Annotated in this window: 17 protein-coding genes; 12 read left to right on the forward strand and 5 right to left on the reverse strand. The window is 34.9% G+C overall.

What is annotated here, in order from left to right:
- The first annotated feature begins 380 nt into the window (after positions 1 to 380).
- The 9 genes from hisD to PBT89_RS07055 all read left to right on the forward strand — a co-directional run bounded on the left by hisD (position 381) and on the right by PBT89_RS07055 (position 8,596).
- Positions 381 to 1,664, forward strand: a complete 1,284-nt coding sequence (hisD, locus tag PBT89_RS07015) for a histidinol dehydrogenase (protein ID WP_270064015.1) — start codon at positions 381 to 383, stop codon at positions 1,662 to 1,664.
- Positions 1,665 to 1,906: 242 nt separating this feature from the next.
- Positions 1,907 to 2,185, forward strand: a complete 279-nt coding sequence (locus PBT89_RS07020; protein ID WP_270064016.1) for a GIY-YIG nuclease family protein — start codon at positions 1,907 to 1,909, stop codon at positions 2,183 to 2,185.
- 242 nt (positions 2,186 to 2,427) lie between these two features.
- Positions 2,428 to 3,477: a histidinol-phosphate transaminase gene (hisC, locus tag PBT89_RS07025; protein WP_270064017.1), complete on the forward strand. Its 1,050-nt coding sequence runs from the start codon at positions 2,428 to 2,430 to the stop codon at positions 3,475 to 3,477.
- A 5-nt stretch (positions 3,478 to 3,482) separates the two neighbouring features.
- Complete coding sequence (hisB, locus tag PBT89_RS07030; RefSeq protein ID WP_270064018.1) at positions 3,483 to 4,622, forward strand: bifunctional histidinol-phosphatase/imidazoleglycerol-phosphate dehydratase HisB; 1,140 nt, start codon at positions 3,483 to 3,485, stop codon at positions 4,620 to 4,622.
- A gap of 31 nt (positions 4,623 to 4,653) precedes the next feature.
- A complete protein-coding gene (gene hisH / locus PBT89_RS07035) occupies positions 4,654 to 5,247 on the forward strand; it encodes an imidazole glycerol phosphate synthase subunit HisH (protein ID WP_270064019.1) in 594 nt (197 codons plus the stop codon).
- 342 nt (positions 5,248 to 5,589) lie between these two features.
- Positions 5,590 to 6,321: a 1-(5-phosphoribosyl)-5-[(5-phosphoribosylamino)methylideneamino]imidazole-4-carboxamide isomerase gene (gene hisA / locus PBT89_RS07040; RefSeq protein WP_270064020.1), complete on the forward strand. Its 732-nt coding sequence runs from the start codon at positions 5,590 to 5,592 to the stop codon at positions 6,319 to 6,321.
- Between the two features lie 246 nt (positions 6,322 to 6,567).
- On the forward strand, positions 6,568 to 7,323 hold the full coding sequence (hisF, locus tag PBT89_RS07045) for an imidazole glycerol phosphate synthase subunit HisF (protein ID WP_270064021.1): 756 nt from the start codon (positions 6,568 to 6,570) through the stop codon (positions 7,321 to 7,323).
- A 10-nt stretch (positions 7,324 to 7,333) separates the two neighbouring features.
- The gene (hisIE, locus tag PBT89_RS07050) at positions 7,334 to 7,951 is read left to right on the forward strand and encodes a bifunctional phosphoribosyl-AMP cyclohydrolase/phosphoribosyl-ATP diphosphatase HisIE (RefSeq protein WP_270064022.1); all 618 of its coding nucleotides are present in this window, start codon (positions 7,334 to 7,336) and stop codon (positions 7,949 to 7,951) included.
- The gene (locus PBT89_RS07055) at positions 7,952 to 8,596 is read left to right on the forward strand and encodes a thiamine diphosphokinase (protein ID WP_270064023.1); all 645 of its coding nucleotides are present in this window, start codon (positions 7,952 to 7,954) and stop codon (positions 8,594 to 8,596) included. It abuts the gene before it with no gap.
- 91 nt (positions 8,597 to 8,687) lie between these two features.
- Here PBT89_RS07055 and PBT89_RS07060 read toward each other — a convergent pair whose 3' ends face one another.
- The 4 genes from PBT89_RS07060 to PBT89_RS07075 all read right to left on the reverse strand — a co-directional run bounded on the left by PBT89_RS07060 (position 8,688) and on the right by PBT89_RS07075 (position 12,296).
- Positions 8,688 to 9,542, reverse strand: a complete 855-nt coding sequence (locus PBT89_RS07060) for a pirin family protein (RefSeq protein WP_270064024.1) — start codon at positions 9,540 to 9,542, stop codon at positions 8,688 to 8,690.
- Positions 9,543 to 9,653: 111 nt separating this feature from the next.
- Complete coding sequence (locus PBT89_RS07065) at positions 9,654 to 10,397, reverse strand: NYN domain-containing protein (RefSeq protein WP_270058416.1); 744 nt, start codon at positions 10,395 to 10,397, stop codon at positions 9,654 to 9,656.
- 129 nt (positions 10,398 to 10,526) lie between these two features.
- Positions 10,527 to 11,399 carry a cation diffusion facilitator family transporter gene (locus tag PBT89_RS07070; protein ID WP_270064025.1) on the reverse strand — a complete coding sequence of 291 codons (873 nt, stop codon included), beginning with the start codon at positions 11,397 to 11,399 and terminating at the stop codon, positions 10,527 to 10,529.
- A 63-nt stretch (positions 11,400 to 11,462) separates the two neighbouring features.
- Entirely contained in the window at positions 11,463 to 12,296 is an 834-nt protein-coding gene (locus PBT89_RS07075) for a DUF1853 family protein (protein ID WP_270064026.1), read from the reverse strand.
- A gap of 303 nt (positions 12,297 to 12,599) precedes the next feature.
- On the opposite strand from PBT89_RS07075, the gene PBT89_RS07080 reads away from it, so the two are divergent.
- Both PBT89_RS07080 and truA read left to right on the forward strand, forming a co-directional pair.
- Positions 12,600 to 13,262 (forward strand): hypothetical protein, encoded by a 663-nt coding sequence (locus tag PBT89_RS07080; RefSeq protein ID WP_270064027.1) that lies wholly within the window; start codon positions 12,600 to 12,602, stop codon positions 13,260 to 13,262.
- 61 nt (positions 13,263 to 13,323) lie between these two features.
- The gene (truA, locus tag PBT89_RS07085) at positions 13,324 to 14,112 is read left to right on the forward strand and encodes a tRNA pseudouridine(38-40) synthase TruA (RefSeq protein WP_270064028.1); all 789 of its coding nucleotides are present in this window, start codon (positions 13,324 to 13,326) and stop codon (positions 14,110 to 14,112) included.
- A 2-nt stretch (positions 14,113 to 14,114) separates the two neighbouring features.
- Here truA and recQ read toward each other — a convergent pair whose 3' ends face one another.
- Complete coding sequence (gene recQ / locus PBT89_RS07090) at positions 14,115 to 16,223, reverse strand: DNA helicase RecQ (RefSeq protein ID WP_270064029.1); 2,109 nt, start codon at positions 16,221 to 16,223, stop codon at positions 14,115 to 14,117.
- Positions 16,224 to 16,321: 98 nt separating this feature from the next.
- Between recQ and corA the strand changes: the two genes are divergently transcribed.
- Complete coding sequence (gene corA / locus PBT89_RS07095; RefSeq protein WP_270064030.1) at positions 16,322 to 17,410, forward strand: magnesium/cobalt transporter CorA; 1,089 nt, start codon at positions 16,322 to 16,324, stop codon at positions 17,408 to 17,410.
- Positions 17,411 to 17,446: the final 36 nt, after the last annotated feature.

Below are 17,446 nucleotides of genomic sequence, written 5' to 3' on the forward strand. Positions count from 1 at the left end.
AATACTAATTAGTTGATTATTGTTATTTGAAATTTGAAAATTGGCCTATCGAAAGTTGATAGTAAAATTCGAAATGAAGAAGCGTTGAAATTTTAGGCTGTCTGAGCGTAGCGAGTTCCTAAAATTTAGCTTCAGAATGAAGAATTTAAATCAAGTTTCGTAAGCCTAGACTTTTTTGTTTCTTTTTTCGGCAATGGAAAAAAGAAAGAGTCAGAAAATGAAATAAAATATTAGATTCTAAATTTGAAATAGAGAATTATTTATGATGAGATTTCTCGACTTCGTTTCACTATTTTCGAAATGACAGCGGAGAAATAGAATCATTAATTAAAAGCTGAAAACTAATTGCTTACAACCAGCCAAACTGTAAACTTAAAAAAATGAATAAAATATATAATCCTTCAAAATCAGAATGGGATGCTGTTTTAAAACGGCCAACAAAAACCGTAGACGATATTGAAGACACGGTAAACCAAATTTTTGCTGAAGTAAAAGCTAAAGGAGATGCTGCAGTAGCCAAATATACCGATATGTTTGATGGCATCAAGTTGGACAATACTTTGGCAACTTCAGAAGAAATTAAAGCAGCCGAAGCTGAAATTTCAGAAGAATTGAAATCGGCTATTCTTTTAGCAAAAAAGAATATTGAGAAATTCCATGTTGCACAGAAAACCGAGAAAGTTGAAGTAGAGACCACTAGCGGTGTAAAGTGCTGGCAAGAAAAAAGACCTATTCAAAAGATCGGATTATATATTCCGGGTGGAAGTGCCCCTTTATTTTCTACAATATTAATGTTAGCAGTGCCGGCAGCGATTGCTGGCTGTAAAGAAATCGTGCTTTGTACGCCACCAAATAAAGAAGGAAAAGTTCATCCAGCGATTTTATACACGGCAAATTTATGCGGTGTAACTAAGATCAATAAGATTGGTGGAATTCAGGCGATTGCTGCATTGACGTTCGGAACCGAGACAGTTCCTAAAGTATACAAAATTTTTGGACCTGGTAATCAATTTGTAACTGTGGCAAAGCAGTTGGGAACGCGCCATAATGTTTCGATCGATATGCCGGCAGGTCCATCAGAGTTGCTGGTGGTCGCAGACGATTCGGCAAATCCAGCTTATGTAGCTTCAGATTTGTTGAGTCAGGCAGAGCACGGTGCTGATAGCCAGGTGATCTTAGTTTCGACTTCAAAATCATTTTTAAATGAAGTAGAAAAAGCGGTTGAAACTCAACTTAACGAATTACCAAGAAAAGAAATAGCAGAAAAAGCGATCGATAATTCAAAGTTGATTTATGTAGAAAATGATGAGGTTGCCTTAGATCTAATTAACGAGTATGGCCCTGAGCATTTTATAATTTCAACTGAAAATAACGAATTTTATACTGAAGGAATTATTAACGCCGGTTCAGTTTTTATAGGGAATTACACTCCTGAAAGTGCTGGCGATTATGCTTCAGGAACCAATCATACGTTACCTACAAATGGCTATGCAAAGCAATATAGCGGAGTAAATCTGGATAGTTTTATGAAGAGTATGACGTTTCAGCAAATTTCTGAAGAAGGAATTAAAAGCATTGGTCCTGCGATCGAGTTAATGGCCGAAGCCGAAGGTTTACAAGCACATAAAAATGCCGTAAGCTTGCGATTGAAGGATTTGAGTTAATAGGCTAATTAGATTTTAGATCTCTGTGCTGTTAGAAGTTAGAGTATAGACTGAAGAAAAAGTGATCAGGATTTATTTTGAATGCTAAATGTTGAATTTTGATTGGAAAAATGAGATGAGATACCGGATCGAGTCCGAGATGAAGAAAAGTGGTCGTCATGCTGAACTTGATTCAGCATCTCACTCGGCTTGTAAGGTCAAATTAGAGATCATTGAGTAAATTGAGTAGAATTTAAACTAAAATGCAAAGTTCATTTGTTTACAGAGTAACTAATAAATACCGCACGGTTTTTTATACTGGTGTTACAAATGACTTAAGAAAGAGAGTAGCAGAACATCACAATGGGAATGGAAGTAAATTTACTTCTAAATATCAAATTACGGATTTGATCTATTTTGAAGAATTTTCAGAAATTAAACAGGCAATTGCCAGAGAAAAACAAATTAAGAATTGGAAAAAGGAATGGAAGTTAGATTTGATTAAATCTTTAAATCCAAAATTTGAAACTTTAGAATATTAATTTTAAAAACTAGTCGTCATGCTGAACTTGTCTCAGCATTTCATTTAAATGAGGAAAAATGGCGATGAGATCCCGGATCGAGTCTGGGATGACGAAGAGCCCTTGTCATGTTGAAAATTGATTCAGCATCTCATCTAGTTGAATTCAAAAATGATGCGATTACAGATCAAGTCCGAAATGATCAATACTGAAATAAAATATCTGAAAGTTAAAAGCTAACAGCTGAAAGCAAAAAAATAATAATGCCAACTAAAGTAAACATACAGAACCTAGTTCGTGAGAACGTGAAGAGATTAAAACCCTATTCTTCAGCTCGCGATGAATATAAAGCTACAGGAACCGAGATGGTTTTTTTGGATGCCAACGAAAATCCTTATCAAACCGATGTAAATCGTTACCCTGATCCACACCAGCGAAATGTAAAGAATGAATTAGCAAAAATTAAAGGAATCCAACCAGAGCAAATTCTGTTAGGAAATGGTAGTGACGAGGTGTTGGATTTATTGTTCAGGGCGTTTTGTGAACCGGCAAAAGACAACGTAATTACACTTCCACCAACCTACGGAATGTACAAAGTGCTTTCAGAAATCAACAATATCGAAAATAGGGAAGTGTTACTTTCGCAAGATTTTGAGCCTCAGGTTTCAGCGATATTAGATAAATCTGATGCTAATTCTAAATTGCTTTTCCTTTGTTCGCCTAATAATCCAACGGGTAATACCTTTTCAGAAGAAAAAGTAGAAGAGTTGCTTCAAAAGTTTAACGGACTCGTAATTATTGACGAGGCTTATATTGATTTTTCAGGAAAAGAAAGCTGGTTAAACAGGCTTCAGCAGTATCCGAATTTAGTGATTACACAAACACTTTCTAAAGCTTACGGGATGGCAGGAATTCGTTTGGGAATCTGTTGCGCTTCCGAAGAAATTATCGAGATTTTAAAGAAAATTAAGCCACCATATAACGTAAACCAATTAACGCAACAACGCGCCTTAAACCGCATTCTAGATGTAGATGGAGTAAGCATCGAAGTTACTGATATTCTAAAGGGTAGAGAAGAGTTATTTAAAGTGTTGCTAGAAGTTCCTTATGTCGAAAAAATATACCCTTCAGATGCGAATTTTATCCTAGTTGAAGTTGATAATGCAACAGCTAGATACGATCAATTGATTGAAAAAGGAATTGTAATTAGAAATAGAACCACACAACCGCTTTGCGAAAATACCCTACGTTTAACCGTAGGAACCACTGAAGAAAATCAAAAATTAATCGCTGCTTTAAAAAGCTTAAATTAACTAAAATGCAAAAAGTTTTATTTATAGATCGTGATGGAACCATTATTCTGGAACCCGAAGATTATCAGGTAGACAAGCTGGAAAAATTAGAGTTCTATCCAGAAGCATTGTTCTATTTATCGAAAATTGCCAAAGAATTAGATTACGAATTGGTGATGGTGACCAACCAGGATGGTTTGGGAACTGAGCTGTATCCGGAAGATCAATTTTGGCCAATTCAGAATTTTGTGGTGAAGACTTTCGAGAATGAAGGTGTGAAATTTAGTGATATTCTAATCGATCGGACATTTGCAAAAGATAATCAACCTACCCGAAAGCCAAATACAGGATTGTTAGAGCGTAAATATTTGAATGCTGATAGCTACGATATGGCAAACTCAATTATGATTGGTGATCGGATGACGGATATTGAATTTGCTTATAATTTCGGCGGAAAAGGAATTTTTATCGATACCCACGAAGATTTAGCGACCGATGAATTGAAAAATAATGTTGCAAAACTGAAAGAAACCATTGCACTGAAAACTTCAAGCTGGAAGGATATTTATGAGTTTTTGAAACTAAAAGATCGTACCGCAGAAATCGCCAGAAAAACGAATGAAACGGATATTCAGATCAAACTGAATCTTGATGGAACCGGGAAATCTGAAATTGCAACCGGGATTGCATTTTTCGATCATATGCTCGATCAAATTGCACGCCACGGTCAAATGGATTTAGAAGTTAAAGTAAATGGTGATCTTGAGGTTGATGAGCACCACACCATCGAAGATACGGCAATTGCTTTAGGTGAAGTCTATGCTAAAGCATTAGGTAATAAATTGGGAATCGAGCGATACGGCTTTTGTTTGCCAATGGACGATTGCCTGGCTCAGGTAGCGATTGATTTTGGAGGTCGAAATTGGTTAGTTTGGGAAGCCGATTTTAAACGTGAAATGGTCGGTAAAATGCCAACGGAAATGTTTTATCATTTTTTCAAATCGTTCACCGATGGTGCCAAGGCAAACCTAAATGTGAAAGCAGAAGGTACCAACGAGCATCATAAGATTGAAGCGATTTTTAAAGCCTTTGCCAAAGCCATTAAAATGGCAGTAAAAAGAGATACGGAAAAAATGATTTTGCCATCAACTAAAGGAATGCTTTAATACTCAACTCTAACTATTAACGACTATAAAAATGAAAATAGCAATTATAGATTACGGTGCAGGAAATATCCAGAGTATTAAATTCGCGGTAAAACGATTAGGTTTTGATGCTGTTTTAACCGATAACGCTGAAGAGATTAAGTCGGCAGACAAGGTGATTTTCCCAGGAGTAGGCGAGGCAAGTAGCGCTATGAAAATGCTAAAGTCAACCGGACTCGATAAAGTAATTCCGCAACTTACACAGCCTGTTTTAGGGATTTGTTTAGGAATGCAATTGATGTGTGAATACTGTGAAGAAGGAGATACTACCGGATTATCAATTTTTGATGCTAAAGTGGTAAAATTTGATACTTCAGTTAAAGTGCCGCAAATAGGATGGAATCAGATTTACGATTTACAATCCGATTTGTTTGAAGGTGTGAACGAAAAAGAGTATGTGTATTTAGTACATAGTTTTTACGTAAAAGAATGCGAAGAAACGATCTGTTCTACGGAATACGGAGTAGAATATACTTCAGCCATCAAAAAGAATAATTTTTACGGCGTTCAATTTCACCCTGAAAAAAGCAGTAAAGCCGGAGAAAAGATTTTGGAAAACTTTTTAAAGTTAGAAAATAGAATATAGACCGCTTCGCTGTTAGATTTGAGAGAATAGACTTAAGCACAAGGATTAACTTTAAATGTTAAATTTTGAATGTTGAATGAAAGTACGGCCTATCGAAAAATGGTCGTAAAATTCGAAGTGAAAGAAGCGTTTAAATTTTAGGCTGTCTGAGCGTAGCGAGTTCCTAAAATTTAGCTTCAGAACGAAGAATTTAGATCAAGTTTCGTAAGCCTAGCCTTTTTTGTTTCTTTTTCTGCATCCGACGACCACAGGGAGAGGAATGCATATGAAAAAAAGAAAGGACGAGATAATCAAAGAGCTAATTTGGTTAAAAGCTAATAGCTAAAAAACAAAAATTAAAAAATGCGTTTAATACCAGCCATAGATATAATAGACGGAAAGTGTGTTCGCCTTTCTAAAGGTGATTATAACACCAAAAAAGTATATAATGAAAATCCGCTTGAGGTTGCCAAATCTTTTGAAGCTCATGGGATCGAGTATCTTCATTTAGTAGATTTGGATGGTGCAAAATCGAAGCATATTGTAAACCATAAAATTTTAGAAACGATCGCTTCAAAGACCAATTTGAAAATTGATTTTGGTGGCGGATTGAAAACTGACAAAGATCTTGAAATCGCTTTTGAATGCGGAGCAAAACAAATTACCGGTGGAAGTATCGCCGTAAAAGATCCGGAGACTTTTAAAAGCTGGTTGAAAAAATTTGGTTCACAAAAGATCATTTTAGGTGCTGATGCCAATAACGAAAAAGTAGCAGTCGGTGGCTGGCTAGAAGAATCTGAGAAGGAATTGATTCCGTTTATTGCTGAATATCAAAAAGAGGGAGTAAAGTATGTGATTTGTACTGATATTTCTAAAGACGGAATGTTACAGGGACCTGCTTTCGATCTTTATGATCGTATTTTAGCTGAAAATCCTGAAATTAATTTAATTGCCTCTGGAGGAATATCGAAATTCGATGAATTATTAGAACTTTCTGATTTAGGTTGTGAAGGGACTATTATTGGTAAAGCGATTTATGAAGGAAGAATCAGCTTAAAACAATTAGAAAACTATATTTTAAATGACGGGCAGTAAATTAAATTTTAGATCGCTTTGCTGTTTGAAGTTAGATTTGAGAGATTAGAATTTAGACTAAAGATAAAAGAGTCAAGAATCAGGGTTTATTTTGAATGCTAAATGTTGAACTTTGAATGAAGAATTTAGATCAAGTTACCTAAGCCTAGCCTTTTTTTCCGCAACGGAAAAAAGAAAGAATTAAACTTGATAAACCTACAGCCAAGAAAACTGTAAACCGTTAACCGTATACTGTAAACTAAAAAAATGCTAACAAAAAGAATAATCCCCTGTCTAGATATTAAAGACGGAAGAACCGTAAAAGGAGTCAATTTTGTTGATTTACGAGATGCTGGTGATCCCGTAGAGCTGGCGGCGAAATATGCTGAAACCGGTGCCGACGAACTCGTTTTTCTAGATATTTCAGCAACTGAAGAACGTCGTAAAACATTAGCTAATCTTGTTTTGCGAGTGGCAGAAAAGGTAAATATTCCATTTACTGTAGGCGGCGGAATTTCTTCTGTAGAAGATGTCGATATTCTACTGAAGAATGGTGCAGATAAGGTTTCGGTAAATTCTTCCGCGGTAAAAAATCCAGATTTAATTAACGAGCTTTCTCAAAAATTCGGTGCGCAATGTATTACGGTAGCCATTGATGCCAAGCAGGTAAGCGGGCAATGGATTGTCCATTTAGTAGGTGGTAAAGTGCCGACAGAACTCGATCTATTTGAATGGGCGAAAGAAGTCGAGGAGCGCGGTGCAGGAGAAATCTTGTTTACTTCGATGAATAATGACGGTACTAAAGATGGTTTTGCTAATATTGCACTAAAGAAATTATCTGAAGATCTAAATATCCCAATTATCGCTTCGGGCGGTGCAGGTAATATTCAACATTTTGTAGATACATTTAAAGAAGGAAAGGCAGATGCAGCTTTGGCCGCTAGTGTTTTTCATTTTAAAGAAATAGAAATTCCAGATCTTAAAAAAGAACTGGCAAACCAGGGAATTCCGGTAAGAATATAAAATTATAAAGATGAATATCGATTTTGATAAAAATAACGACGGATTAGTACCCGCAATCATTCAGGATGCAACCACCAAAAAGGTCTTGATGTTGGGGTACATGAATGAAGAAGCTTATCTAAAAACCAACGAAACAAAAAAAGTTACTTTTTATAGTCGTACTAAAAACCGTTTGTGGACCAAAGGTGAAGAAAGTGGAAACTTTTTGCACCTGGTTTCTATAAAAAATGATTGCGATAATGATACGCTGTTGGTAATCGTGAATCCGCAAGGTCCAACATGTCATAAAGGAACCGATACCTGTTGGGGCGAAGAAAACGAAGCTTCTTTTGGATTTTTATCCGATTTAGAAGGGGTTATTGCGCAACGTAAAAAGATGAGCGAAGTAGAGCCTGAATTACGTGAAGACAAAAATTCTTACGTGGTATCGCTTTTTGATAAGGGAATGAATAAAATTGCGCAGAAAGTAGGAGAGGAAGCTGTTGAAGTGGTTATTGAAGCTAAGGATAATGATGAAAATCTTTTCCTGAATGAAAGTGCCGATTTATTATTTCACTATTTAATTCTGCTGAAAGCAAAAGGTTACGGATTAAAAGATATTGCTAAAGTTTTAGAAGCAAGACAATAAATGAAGATCGATAGGGAAACGCATAAATCTGAAGCACAGGTCGTTTTGTTCATCAACGGCCAGTTTCCTGAAAAAATGCCTTTGCTGGCAAATTTTGAGAAAGTTTATTGTACAGACGGCGCTTATACCAAGCTCTTGAAAAACGGAATTCAGCCAGATCTGGTTTCTGGAGATTTTGATTCATTATCGGTTTCTGAGGTTAATGCCGAAACCAAAATTGTTGAAACTCCAGATCAAAATGCGACAGATTTCGAAAAGATTTTAAAAATTATTATCGAAGAAGGTTTTAAAAGTGTGGCCGTTTATGGTTGTAGCGGTTTAGAGCAAGATCATTTTTTGGGGAATCTAAATTCGATGTTGAGGCATAAAGATGAAATTGAGATTCGATGTTTCGATGATTTTGGCTTTTATTTTTTTGCTGAAAATTATATCGAAATTATCGATTTTCAGGATGAAATAATTTCCCTTTTTCCGTTTCCTGAAGCAAAGAATATTTATTCTGAAGGTGTAAAATATCCTTTAAACGGTGAAAATTTAAGCATTACCACCAGAATTGGAACCCGAAATACAATTACTGGAAATATTGCTGAAATAAGATTTTCATCTGGAAACTTATTGCTCTTTGTGCAGTCTTTAAATAATTAACCTATACTTAATTTTTCGATAATTTGAAATAAATAGAAAAACCGCTGTATCAGCGGTTTTTCTATTTTATTATTAAGGGCTCAAATATTTGTTATTCTGTCCATCGTCCCATCTTTCCTGCCTGGAAGTCCTGATAAGCTTCATCTATTTCCTGCATGCTATTCATCACAAAAGGACCACGAGCAACCACAGGTTCTTCAAAAGGAGTGGCGAAACCAAACAACAAAATGCTTTCTTCTGTTGCTGAAATTTGAAGTTTTGGATCATCGTTATTAAACTCAGCTAAATGTCTTTCCTGTACTGTTTTTCCGTTTACTTCTAAACTTCCTTTGATTACATAAAAGAATATATTCTGAGAAACAGGAATATCAATATTTAAACCTGAATTTGCTTCAAAAAATACGGTAGATAGATTAATATCGGTAAAGGTTTCAAAAGCACCTTTTATACCAAGTAACTCACCTGAAACTACCTGAGCTTTTACTTTTTTATCTTCGGTAATTGCAACAGGAATATCATTTTTTTGTAAACCTATATATTTAGGTTCTTCCATTTTATGCTTTGCGGGAAGATTTACCCAAAGCTGTAAGATTTCAAGATCACCACCTTTTTTCTTAAATTCTTCCGAAGAAACTTCAGCATGTATAAGTCCGCTACCGGCCGTCATCCATTGTACACCGCCGCTTTCAATAACACTTTTATGTCCGCCAGAATCTTTGTGCGCAATATCGCCGTCTAAAATAAAAGTCACGGTTTCCATACCACGATGCGGATGTGGGCCAAATGGCAAGCCATTGTTATTTTCAGGATATACCTGTGGACCATGATGGTTTAGGAAAATAAAAGGATCGATCATTTGCAAGCTGGCCGTTGGCATAGGAGAATAAGTGACTAGATCTCCTATAGGACGCCATTCTGCCTGATGAATTTTCTTTATACTTCGCATAATTTTTTTATTAAAATTAAAAAAAGGAAACCGTAAGGCCTCCTTTTTCACTATAAATTTTAACTAACATGTGAGTTAGTAGCTTGATTCAGCATAAAATTGTAGAAAAAATTACTCTTTATTTCTAACAAAAATAAGTTTGAATTTACTGTTGTTATTATTCTCACGCGATTCTATTTCAAATTGGTCTATAGAAGCGATCATTGGAGTTAATTTTTGAAATCCATAATTACGGGAATCAAAATTGGGTTGTTTTTTCTGTAGCAAACTCCCTACGTCTCCCATAAAAGCCCAACCATCATCATCTGCAACATCAGATATGGTATTGGCGATGTATTTAATTACACGTGGTGTTAAGCGATCTACATTCGATTTTTTAGGTTGCTTTCCTTTTACCGCTTCTGGCTGTTCTTCTTCTTTATCTTTATTTTTCAGAATCTCTAGATATATAAAACGATCGCAGGCTACTATAAAAGGATCTGGTGTCTTTTTTTCTCCAATACCTATAACGCGCTTCCCGGCTTCTCTTAATCGGGTGGCCAGGCGTGTAAAGTCACTATCACTGCTCACCAAACAAAAACCATCAACTTTGTTAGAATATAAAATATCCATGGCATCGATAATCATGGCAGAATCGGTTGCATTTTTACCTTGTGTATAGCCATATTGCTGTATGGGACTTACTGCGTTTTCTAGTAAGACAGATTTCCATTTAGAAAGATGTGGATTAGTCCAATCACCATAAATACGTTTTATAGTAGGATTACCATGTTTTGCAATTTCTTCCATCATTTCTTTGACATAGGCCGAGGGAATATTGTCACCATCTATAAGTACCGCTAGATTATTATCCATTCATTTTAATTTTATACAAAGGTATTGTTTTATAAGAAAAAGTAATCCTTGTTAGATTAGCTTTGTTTTAATGATGAGCGGAATTTGGTTTAGTTGTATTTTATACTCTCCTGAAGCAATCAAGTAAATTTAGTGCGATGGCTCTACATGAATAAGAACATCAGCAATTTCAGGAAGTTCAGTTACCAGAGTATCTTTAACTTCATGCGCAATGTCATGACCTTCTTTTACGCTTATTTGCGCGTCAACATTAATATGAAGATCCACATGAAAAGTCATTCCCGTTTTACGCACAAAACACTTTTCAGTATCTAGCACTCCGTTTACAGATTCAGCAGATTTTCGAATATCTTCGATAAGATCATCATACATATGCTCGTCCATAATTTCGCCCAGAGCGGGTCGCAATATTAGATACGCGTTAAATAAGATAAATCCAGATGCTAGGAGTGCAGCCCAATCGTCTGCGCTTTCGTAACCATCACCCATAATTAACGCAACGGTAATCCCAATAAAGGCAGTTAGCGAAGTAATAGCGTCACTACGATGGTGCCAAGCATCTGCTTTTAGGGAAGTACTTTTAGTTTCATCACTTTTCTTAGAAACGATTCTATAAAAAGTTTCTTTGATGATAATGATTATGGCTAAAATGATAAGAGTGTATGGCTCTGGAATCTCATGCGGAGTTCTTATATTTTCGATACTCTCATAAGCAATCACCGTAGCAGATACGATTAAAAATCCAACAACACCAAAGGTGACTAATGGCTCTACACGCCCATGCCCATAAGGATGATTCTCATCGGCAGGTCTTGCAGCGTATCGAAGACCTAAAAGTACTAGGAAAGAAGAGAAGACATCTGCGGTAGATTCTATAGCATCTGCAATAAGAGCGTAAGAGTTTCCAAAGAAGCCTGCTAAAAATTTCACTACGGCCAGTACTCCATTTCCTGCTATACTTAGGTAGGATGTCTTAATCGCTTCTTTAACCTTTTCACTCATTTTGGAAAATTAGGACGCAAAGGTACAAGCAAAAGCTGTACTGCGTAAGTAATTCCTGAAATTTTACCACCAGACCACAAAAAACTGCTCTACTTTTTTATTTGTCTTCATCCAGACTAGAGCAGCCTTTTTGTTTTCTATAAAGTTTTTTAACTGCGGAAGAATTTCCTGATATGAAAACCATGTTTCGTTTTTAGAAGGATCTACCGGCCAAAATTGTTTACCCGGGCTGTAAAATTGATAAAATCCATATTCTATTGAAGTAAATTCAGAAAAAGAAATATAATATCCTTTTATACACTTATTATTGATTTTTGTAAAGTGGTGATTTAATAAATGCTTTGGAACAAATAAACTCGCCTTATAACAGACTTTCTGAACGATATTTTTAGTAGCTATATTTTTGCCGTGTAGTATATCTTGTGTTCTTTTTTTATAAATAAGCGGAAGTTGTTTAGATTTCAGTTTATCGATTTTTTCGAGTAAAGAATCCCTGCGATTAGGGCCAATCCATCTGGAAAGTTCGTTTTTAAAAGAAGGATCATACACATAGAATTTATACACTAATTCTACATGTATAGATTGATTCGTATCTTTCTCTTTCAGAATAAAATCTAACTCACCTAAAGTTTTTTTATCTTCAATGATCTGGATATTACTACTTATTAGATCGTAGATATTAGAATGCTGAATTTGATATTCAAAAAAGCGTTCTACACGTTTTCCAAGAACAAAAATATCTTTTAACTGATAGTGTAGTTCTGATAAGTTTGTTAATTCAATTGATTTTTCGGGTAGCTGGAATGAATTTAATCCAAAAGAAGAATTTTTTGATCCCCAAATGGTAGGCGTGATTAAAAAACCTCTTATCTCTTCTTTTAAATTAATACACTTCAAATTTAGCAATCACAAATTTAATTTATAACAGTGTAAAAAACAATTTTAAGGTAATGCAACTTAATGCGATATACTAAAACGTTACATCAAAATATGTGTGTTAAAAATCATTAAAATTGTAGGTGGTTTTGTATTTTTGTTTCTTTAAAATGCATTACACACTATATTTTGTGTTTTTTAAAGATTTTTTTTGTAATTGTGTAAGTCAAATCCCAAAAACCTTAGATTTTGATATTATAATGTTTTATAACTCATAGTCTATGAAAATTTTTATTTATTCTATAATTTTCACGTTGCAATGTGATGTTTGGGCAGGTTGGAATTAATACCTCAGAGCCCGATTCATTAATGACTCTAGATGTTAATGGAAAAGTTAAAATTAGATCTATCGATGAAAAGCTTACCCTTGAACTATCAGATCATATTTTACTACCAACTGCTGACGGGGAGATAAAAAAAATTAGTGTACAGCAATTGTTAAATGATTTTAATTTTTCTAATTTAAACGGTACAGTTTCTAAGCTTGTTACAGATAATACAACGACACTCGTTAATATTGCTATATTAGGAGATTGGAAAGCCGTAAATTTCGCACCAAGTGATGGTAAAATTGGTTTGGAGAACTTTGAATTTAATGGTGATTATTATAAAGTTCCCGAAGATGGGATTTACAGTATTAATTACTCTTTCAGGTCTAATTCGTTAACTAGTTTGACTTTTGGTGGTGGTGGAAGATTAGGGATTTTGAAAAAAGCTTTATCAGCCACTTCATTAGAACTTTTGGAAGAAGAGGCTTTAGCATTGCTCACAAAAAGTACTGCTCTGTTTAAAGTTCATTCTGAAATTAATACGCTTCAGCGTTTAAAAAAAGGAGATGAATTGACCGGTGCTATATCCTCAGGTATATCTGCAAGTTTACTAAGTGTGGGAAAAGTTGGATTTAATATTTATAAAATTTCTGATTGATAAATGTTTTCCTTTCAATTATAATTTAAAAAACTCTTTTACTTTTGAGCAAAACTGAAGAATGCAGAGAGTCCGTTATTATTATCTTATAAAAGTGCAATATTTAGGTTATCGTTTACACGGCTGGCAAAAACAACCAAATTTAAAAACGGTAGAAGGTTTGATCACGAAAACGCTTCGTTATGTAATGCCTGAGGCAAAATATAAAATACTGGGTTGTAGCCGTACCGATGCTATGGTATCTTCAAATGGATCTGCTTTCGAACTTTTTGTAGATGAAGAACCTCTGGAAGATCTTGAAGCTTTCTTAAGGCTTTTTAATTTAAATCTACCACAAGATATTCGGGTTACTAATATTGAAGAAGTAGATGCAAATTTTAATATCATTCAGCATTCTAAGATCAAGGAATATGCCTATTTATTCTCTTTTGGAAGTAAAAATCATCCATTTTGCGCGCCATTTATGGCGAACTTTCAGTTTGATCTGGATATTGAATTGATGAAAAAGGGTGCAGATCTTTTTAATGGCATACACAATTTCAGGAATTACTGCGTTCGAGTTTCAGAAAAAAGTACGTTTGAGCGTGAAATATTAAAGGCTGAAATTGTAGAGAATACACTTTATACTGCCAATTTCTTCCCTGAGAAATCTTATATTTTTAATGTACATGGAAAAGGATTTTTACGCCATCAGGTGCGATTAATGATGGGCGCTATGATTCAGCTAGGACGAGGTGAATTTACTTTAGATCAAATAGAGCAAAGTCTTACTGAAGGTAATGATCATTTGCAAATGAATTATAGCGCACCGGCAAGCGGACTTATCCTAAACGATATGCAATTCGAATAAAATTAGTCTTCATTTTCGATAATCTTGAGAGCAATTTTTATATTGTTGTAGGGAATTGCTTCTTCAAAATGTTCAAAATAAGGTTTTAATTTATCGGGATCACCAAGTTCTTTTTTTGCTTTTCTAACTGCTTTTATATCAGATTTTGATACAAACTTTGTTAAATCTATATTTTCGCCCTCTTCATAAAGCTTTAAAAGATGAGACATAATTGTAATTTCAGAAAGTTCTCGTTCTTTGGCGATCTCTTCAGGAGTTTTTCCTTCAGCATAAAGTTCACCTGTGATCTTATAGGTTTTTCCTTTTTTTTGTTTTTTACGGGTTCTTTTTTGCTTAGAAAACGAGATGATTTCTTTTATGAAACGATATCCATATTCTTCCATTTTCTTGCGGCCAACTCCATTTATGAGCAAAAATTCTTCATCGGTCATTGGTCGAGAACGTTCCATTTCTTTTAAAGTGGCATCGTTGAAAATAAGATAAGCCGGGATTTCTTCTTCTCTCGCGATCTCTAGCCTAAGTTGGCGTAGCTTTTCGAAAAGTGAATTTTCTGAAGCAACCTGATCTGAAGTTTGGGCAGATGTTGAGGTTTGGACCTTACGATCTGGAATTTTAGCCAAATGTACTTTACTTCCTTCAAAAAGAACTGCTTTGGCATGTTTAGTTAACTTTAAAGCATTACCCTGATGGAAAGCAATTTCAGCATACCCCAAATTAATTAACTGCAGTATATACTGTTGCCAGTTATTCCAAGAAATATCTTTGCCAACGCCATAAGTTGATAGTTGATTGTAATTTTTAGAAAGCGTTTGCTCATTTTGGCTACCACGCAGCACATCTACAACTGTAGTGATAGGTTCTTTACCTTTTAGTCTATAAATACAAGAAAGTGCTTTTTGTGCAACAACTGTACCGTCAAAAAATTGCGGTGGATTTTTACAAATATCGCAGTTGCCGCAATCTTCTTGTTTGATCTCCCCAAAGTAACTTAGCAATATTTTTCGGCGACATGTTAGCGCTTCAGCATATTGTTTCATTCGGTCTAACTTGGCAATCTGGATATCTTTATTTTTAGTGTTTTCAGCAAAACGTTGTAGCTGTACAACATCTGCATAGCTATGAAATAACAACGTATCTGAAGGTAATCCATCCCTACCGGCGCGCCCAATTTCCTGATAATACCCCTCCAGGTTTTTAGGCATGTTATAATGAATAACCCAACGGATATTGGATTTATCGATCCCCATTCCAAATGCGATGGTAGCACAGATAATTTCGGTTTTATCGTTTATAAAATCGTCCTGAATGCTTTCGCGTTCTTCATGTTTCAATCCCGCATGATAAGCCTTCGCATCAAGACCTTTTTGCTGGAGTTTTTCAGCAAGTTCTTCTGTGTTTTTTCGGCTAAGACAGTAAATTATTCCGCTTTCATTAGGTCGGCTTTTAATGAACTTTGCGATTTGCTCAAATCGTTTGATTCCCTGCCGAACTTCAAGACTCAAATTTTTTCGGTCGAAAGAGGAAATATGTTTTTTGGCATCAGGCATATTTAGCTGTTGGCAGATGTCGTGGCGTGTCGCCTTATCTGCTGTAGCGGTTAATGCAACTATTGGAGTTTTAGAAAATCGATTCTTTAAATATCCAAGTTGGGTATAAGCTGGTCTAAAATCGTGTCCCCAGCTCGATATACAATGCGCTTCGTCGATTGCAATTAAACTAACGGTTTCTTCAGTTAAAAAACGATCTAAAATCTGTAAACTTTCAGGAGCGATATACAGTAATTTCAGTTCATTCTTATCAATTTTCTGGAAAATGCTTTCTTGATCTGCCGAATCCTGACTGCTATTTAAAAATTCAGCTTCAATACCATTTGCTTTTAAACCATCTACCTGGTCTTTCATCAAAGCAATAAGCGGAGAAATAACAATAGTAAGTTTTGGTAATAAAATTGCGGGTAACTGGTAACAAATAGATTTACCGCCACCGGTAGGCATAATCACTAAATTATCATTCCCTTCGAAAATAGATTGAATGATATTTTCTTGTAATGGTCTAAATTTATCGTAACCAAAATATTCTTTTAGTGTATTATGCAACTGCTGTTTCTCCATATTGCAAAGTTAAAAAAGAAAGCAGCCTGAAAAAGCCAAAAATAAAAATCAAGTTGAAATTAAGGAATATTATTACATTTAGCTTCTAAACTTGTCTTATGTCGAAAACAAAAAGGAAACGACTCTCGCTTCGCAGACCTAAGTCTAGCAAAGCCCTAAACCAAATTCCGGGAACAGTAACCTATGTTGGAAATAAAGAACATACTGAAACTTTATTAGATGTAATTGATTATAATGCAGATCATTTTGAGCGTTTTAAATCAAAGAATCCACAGGATGCCTTAAATTTTGTAGATGAATCTAAAATTACCTGGATAAATATCGACGGTCTAAATAATACCGAAGAGATTGAAAAGCTTGGTAAATACTATGAGCTGCATCCTCTTATTTTAGAAGATATTGCAAATACCAATCAGCGGCCTAAAATAGACGAGTATCAAGACTATCTTTTTATTGTAGCAAAAATGCTTTATTATAATGCAGATGGAACTTTAGAAATAGAGCATATTAGTCTTGTAGTTGGTAAAGATTATGTTTTGACTTTTCAGGAAGCAGGAGGTGATGTTTTTGATGGCGTACGGGAACGAATAGAGCAGAAGAAAGGACGTATAAGAAATAGAAAGGCAGATTATTTGATATTTGCTTTATTGGATGCAATTATTGATAATTATTTTATCGTTATAGAAGATATTAGTGAGAAGATTGAAGGTTTTGAAGATCAAATTTTTCTTAACGATCAGGACGAGGATCTAGTAAGAGAAATCCAGGAATTAAAAAGAGCTATTGTTAGGATTAGACGAGCAGTTTTTCCTTTAAGAGAAGTTTTAGGTAGATTAGAAAAAATAGAACATCCTATAATAGAGGTGAAAACCGGTAATTATTTACGTGATTTAGTAGACCACATTATACAAATTTCAGAAAATATTGAAATTTATCGTGAGATGATCTGGAGTTTAATGGATATGTACATGACTACAATAAGTAATAAAATGAACGAAGTGATGAAGGTGCTTACCATCATGGCATCTATTTTTATTCCTTTAACATTTATTGCTGGTATCTACGGAATGAATTTCGAATATATGCCAGAATTAAAATGGAAATACAGCTACTTTGTTCTTTGGGGGGTAATGATCGTGGTTTTCTTTTTAATGCTTTATTATTTTAAGCGAAAAAAATGGCTTTAAGCTAAAATTTCCAAATTACCTTTGTGATTAAAATAA

Source organism: Zunongwangia sp. HRR-M8 (assembly GCF_027594405.1).
In the GTDB taxonomy this organism is placed as follows: domain Bacteria; phylum Bacteroidota; class Bacteroidia; order Flavobacteriales; family Flavobacteriaceae; genus Zunongwangia.

Excerpts from the sequence above, each read along its gene's own strand:
- hisD (WP_270064015.1), top strand. The coding sequence starts at position 381 with ATGAATAAAATATATAATCCTTCAAAATCAGAATGGGATGCTGTTTTA.
- PBT89_RS07020 (WP_270064016.1), top strand. The coding sequence starts at position 1,907 with ATGCAAAGTTCATTTGTTTACAGAGTAACTAATAAATACCGCACGGTT.
- hisC (WP_270064017.1), top strand. The coding sequence starts at position 2,428 with ATGCCAACTAAAGTAAACATACAGAACCTAGTTCGTGAGAACGTGAAG.
- hisB (WP_270064018.1), top strand. The coding sequence starts at position 3,483 with ATGCAAAAAGTTTTATTTATAGATCGTGATGGAACCATTATTCTGGAA.
- hisH (WP_270064019.1), top strand. The coding sequence starts at position 4,654 with ATGAAAATAGCAATTATAGATTACGGTGCAGGAAATATCCAGAGTATT.
- hisA (WP_270064020.1), top strand. The coding sequence starts at position 5,590 with ATGCGTTTAATACCAGCCATAGATATAATAGACGGAAAGTGTGTTCGC.
- hisF (WP_270064021.1), top strand. The coding sequence starts at position 6,568 with ATGCTAACAAAAAGAATAATCCCCTGTCTAGATATTAAAGACGGAAGA.
- hisIE (WP_270064022.1), top strand. The coding sequence starts at position 7,334 with ATGAATATCGATTTTGATAAAAATAACGACGGATTAGTACCCGCAATC.
- PBT89_RS07055 (WP_270064023.1), top strand. The coding sequence starts at position 7,952 with ATGAAGATCGATAGGGAAACGCATAAATCTGAAGCACAGGTCGTTTTG.
- PBT89_RS07060 (WP_270064024.1), bottom strand. The coding sequence starts at position 9,542 with ATGCGAAGTATAAAGAAAATTCATCAGGCAGAATGGCGTCCTATAGGA.
- PBT89_RS07065 (WP_270058416.1), bottom strand. The coding sequence starts at position 10,397 with ATGGATAATAATCTAGCGGTACTTATAGATGGTGACAATATTCCCTCG.
- PBT89_RS07070 (WP_270064025.1), bottom strand. The coding sequence starts at position 11,399 with ATGAGTGAAAAGGTTAAAGAAGCGATTAAGACATCCTACCTAAGTATA.
- PBT89_RS07080 (WP_270064027.1), top strand. The coding sequence starts at position 12,600 with ATGTTTGGGCAGGTTGGAATTAATACCTCAGAGCCCGATTCATTAATG.
- truA (WP_270064028.1), top strand. The coding sequence starts at position 13,324 with ATGCAGAGAGTCCGTTATTATTATCTTATAAAAGTGCAATATTTAGGT.
- recQ (WP_270064029.1), bottom strand. The coding sequence starts at position 16,223 with ATGGAGAAACAGCAGTTGCATAATACACTAAAAGAATATTTTGGTTAC.
- corA (WP_270064030.1), top strand. The coding sequence starts at position 16,322 with ATGTCGAAAACAAAAAGGAAACGACTCTCGCTTCGCAGACCTAAGTCT.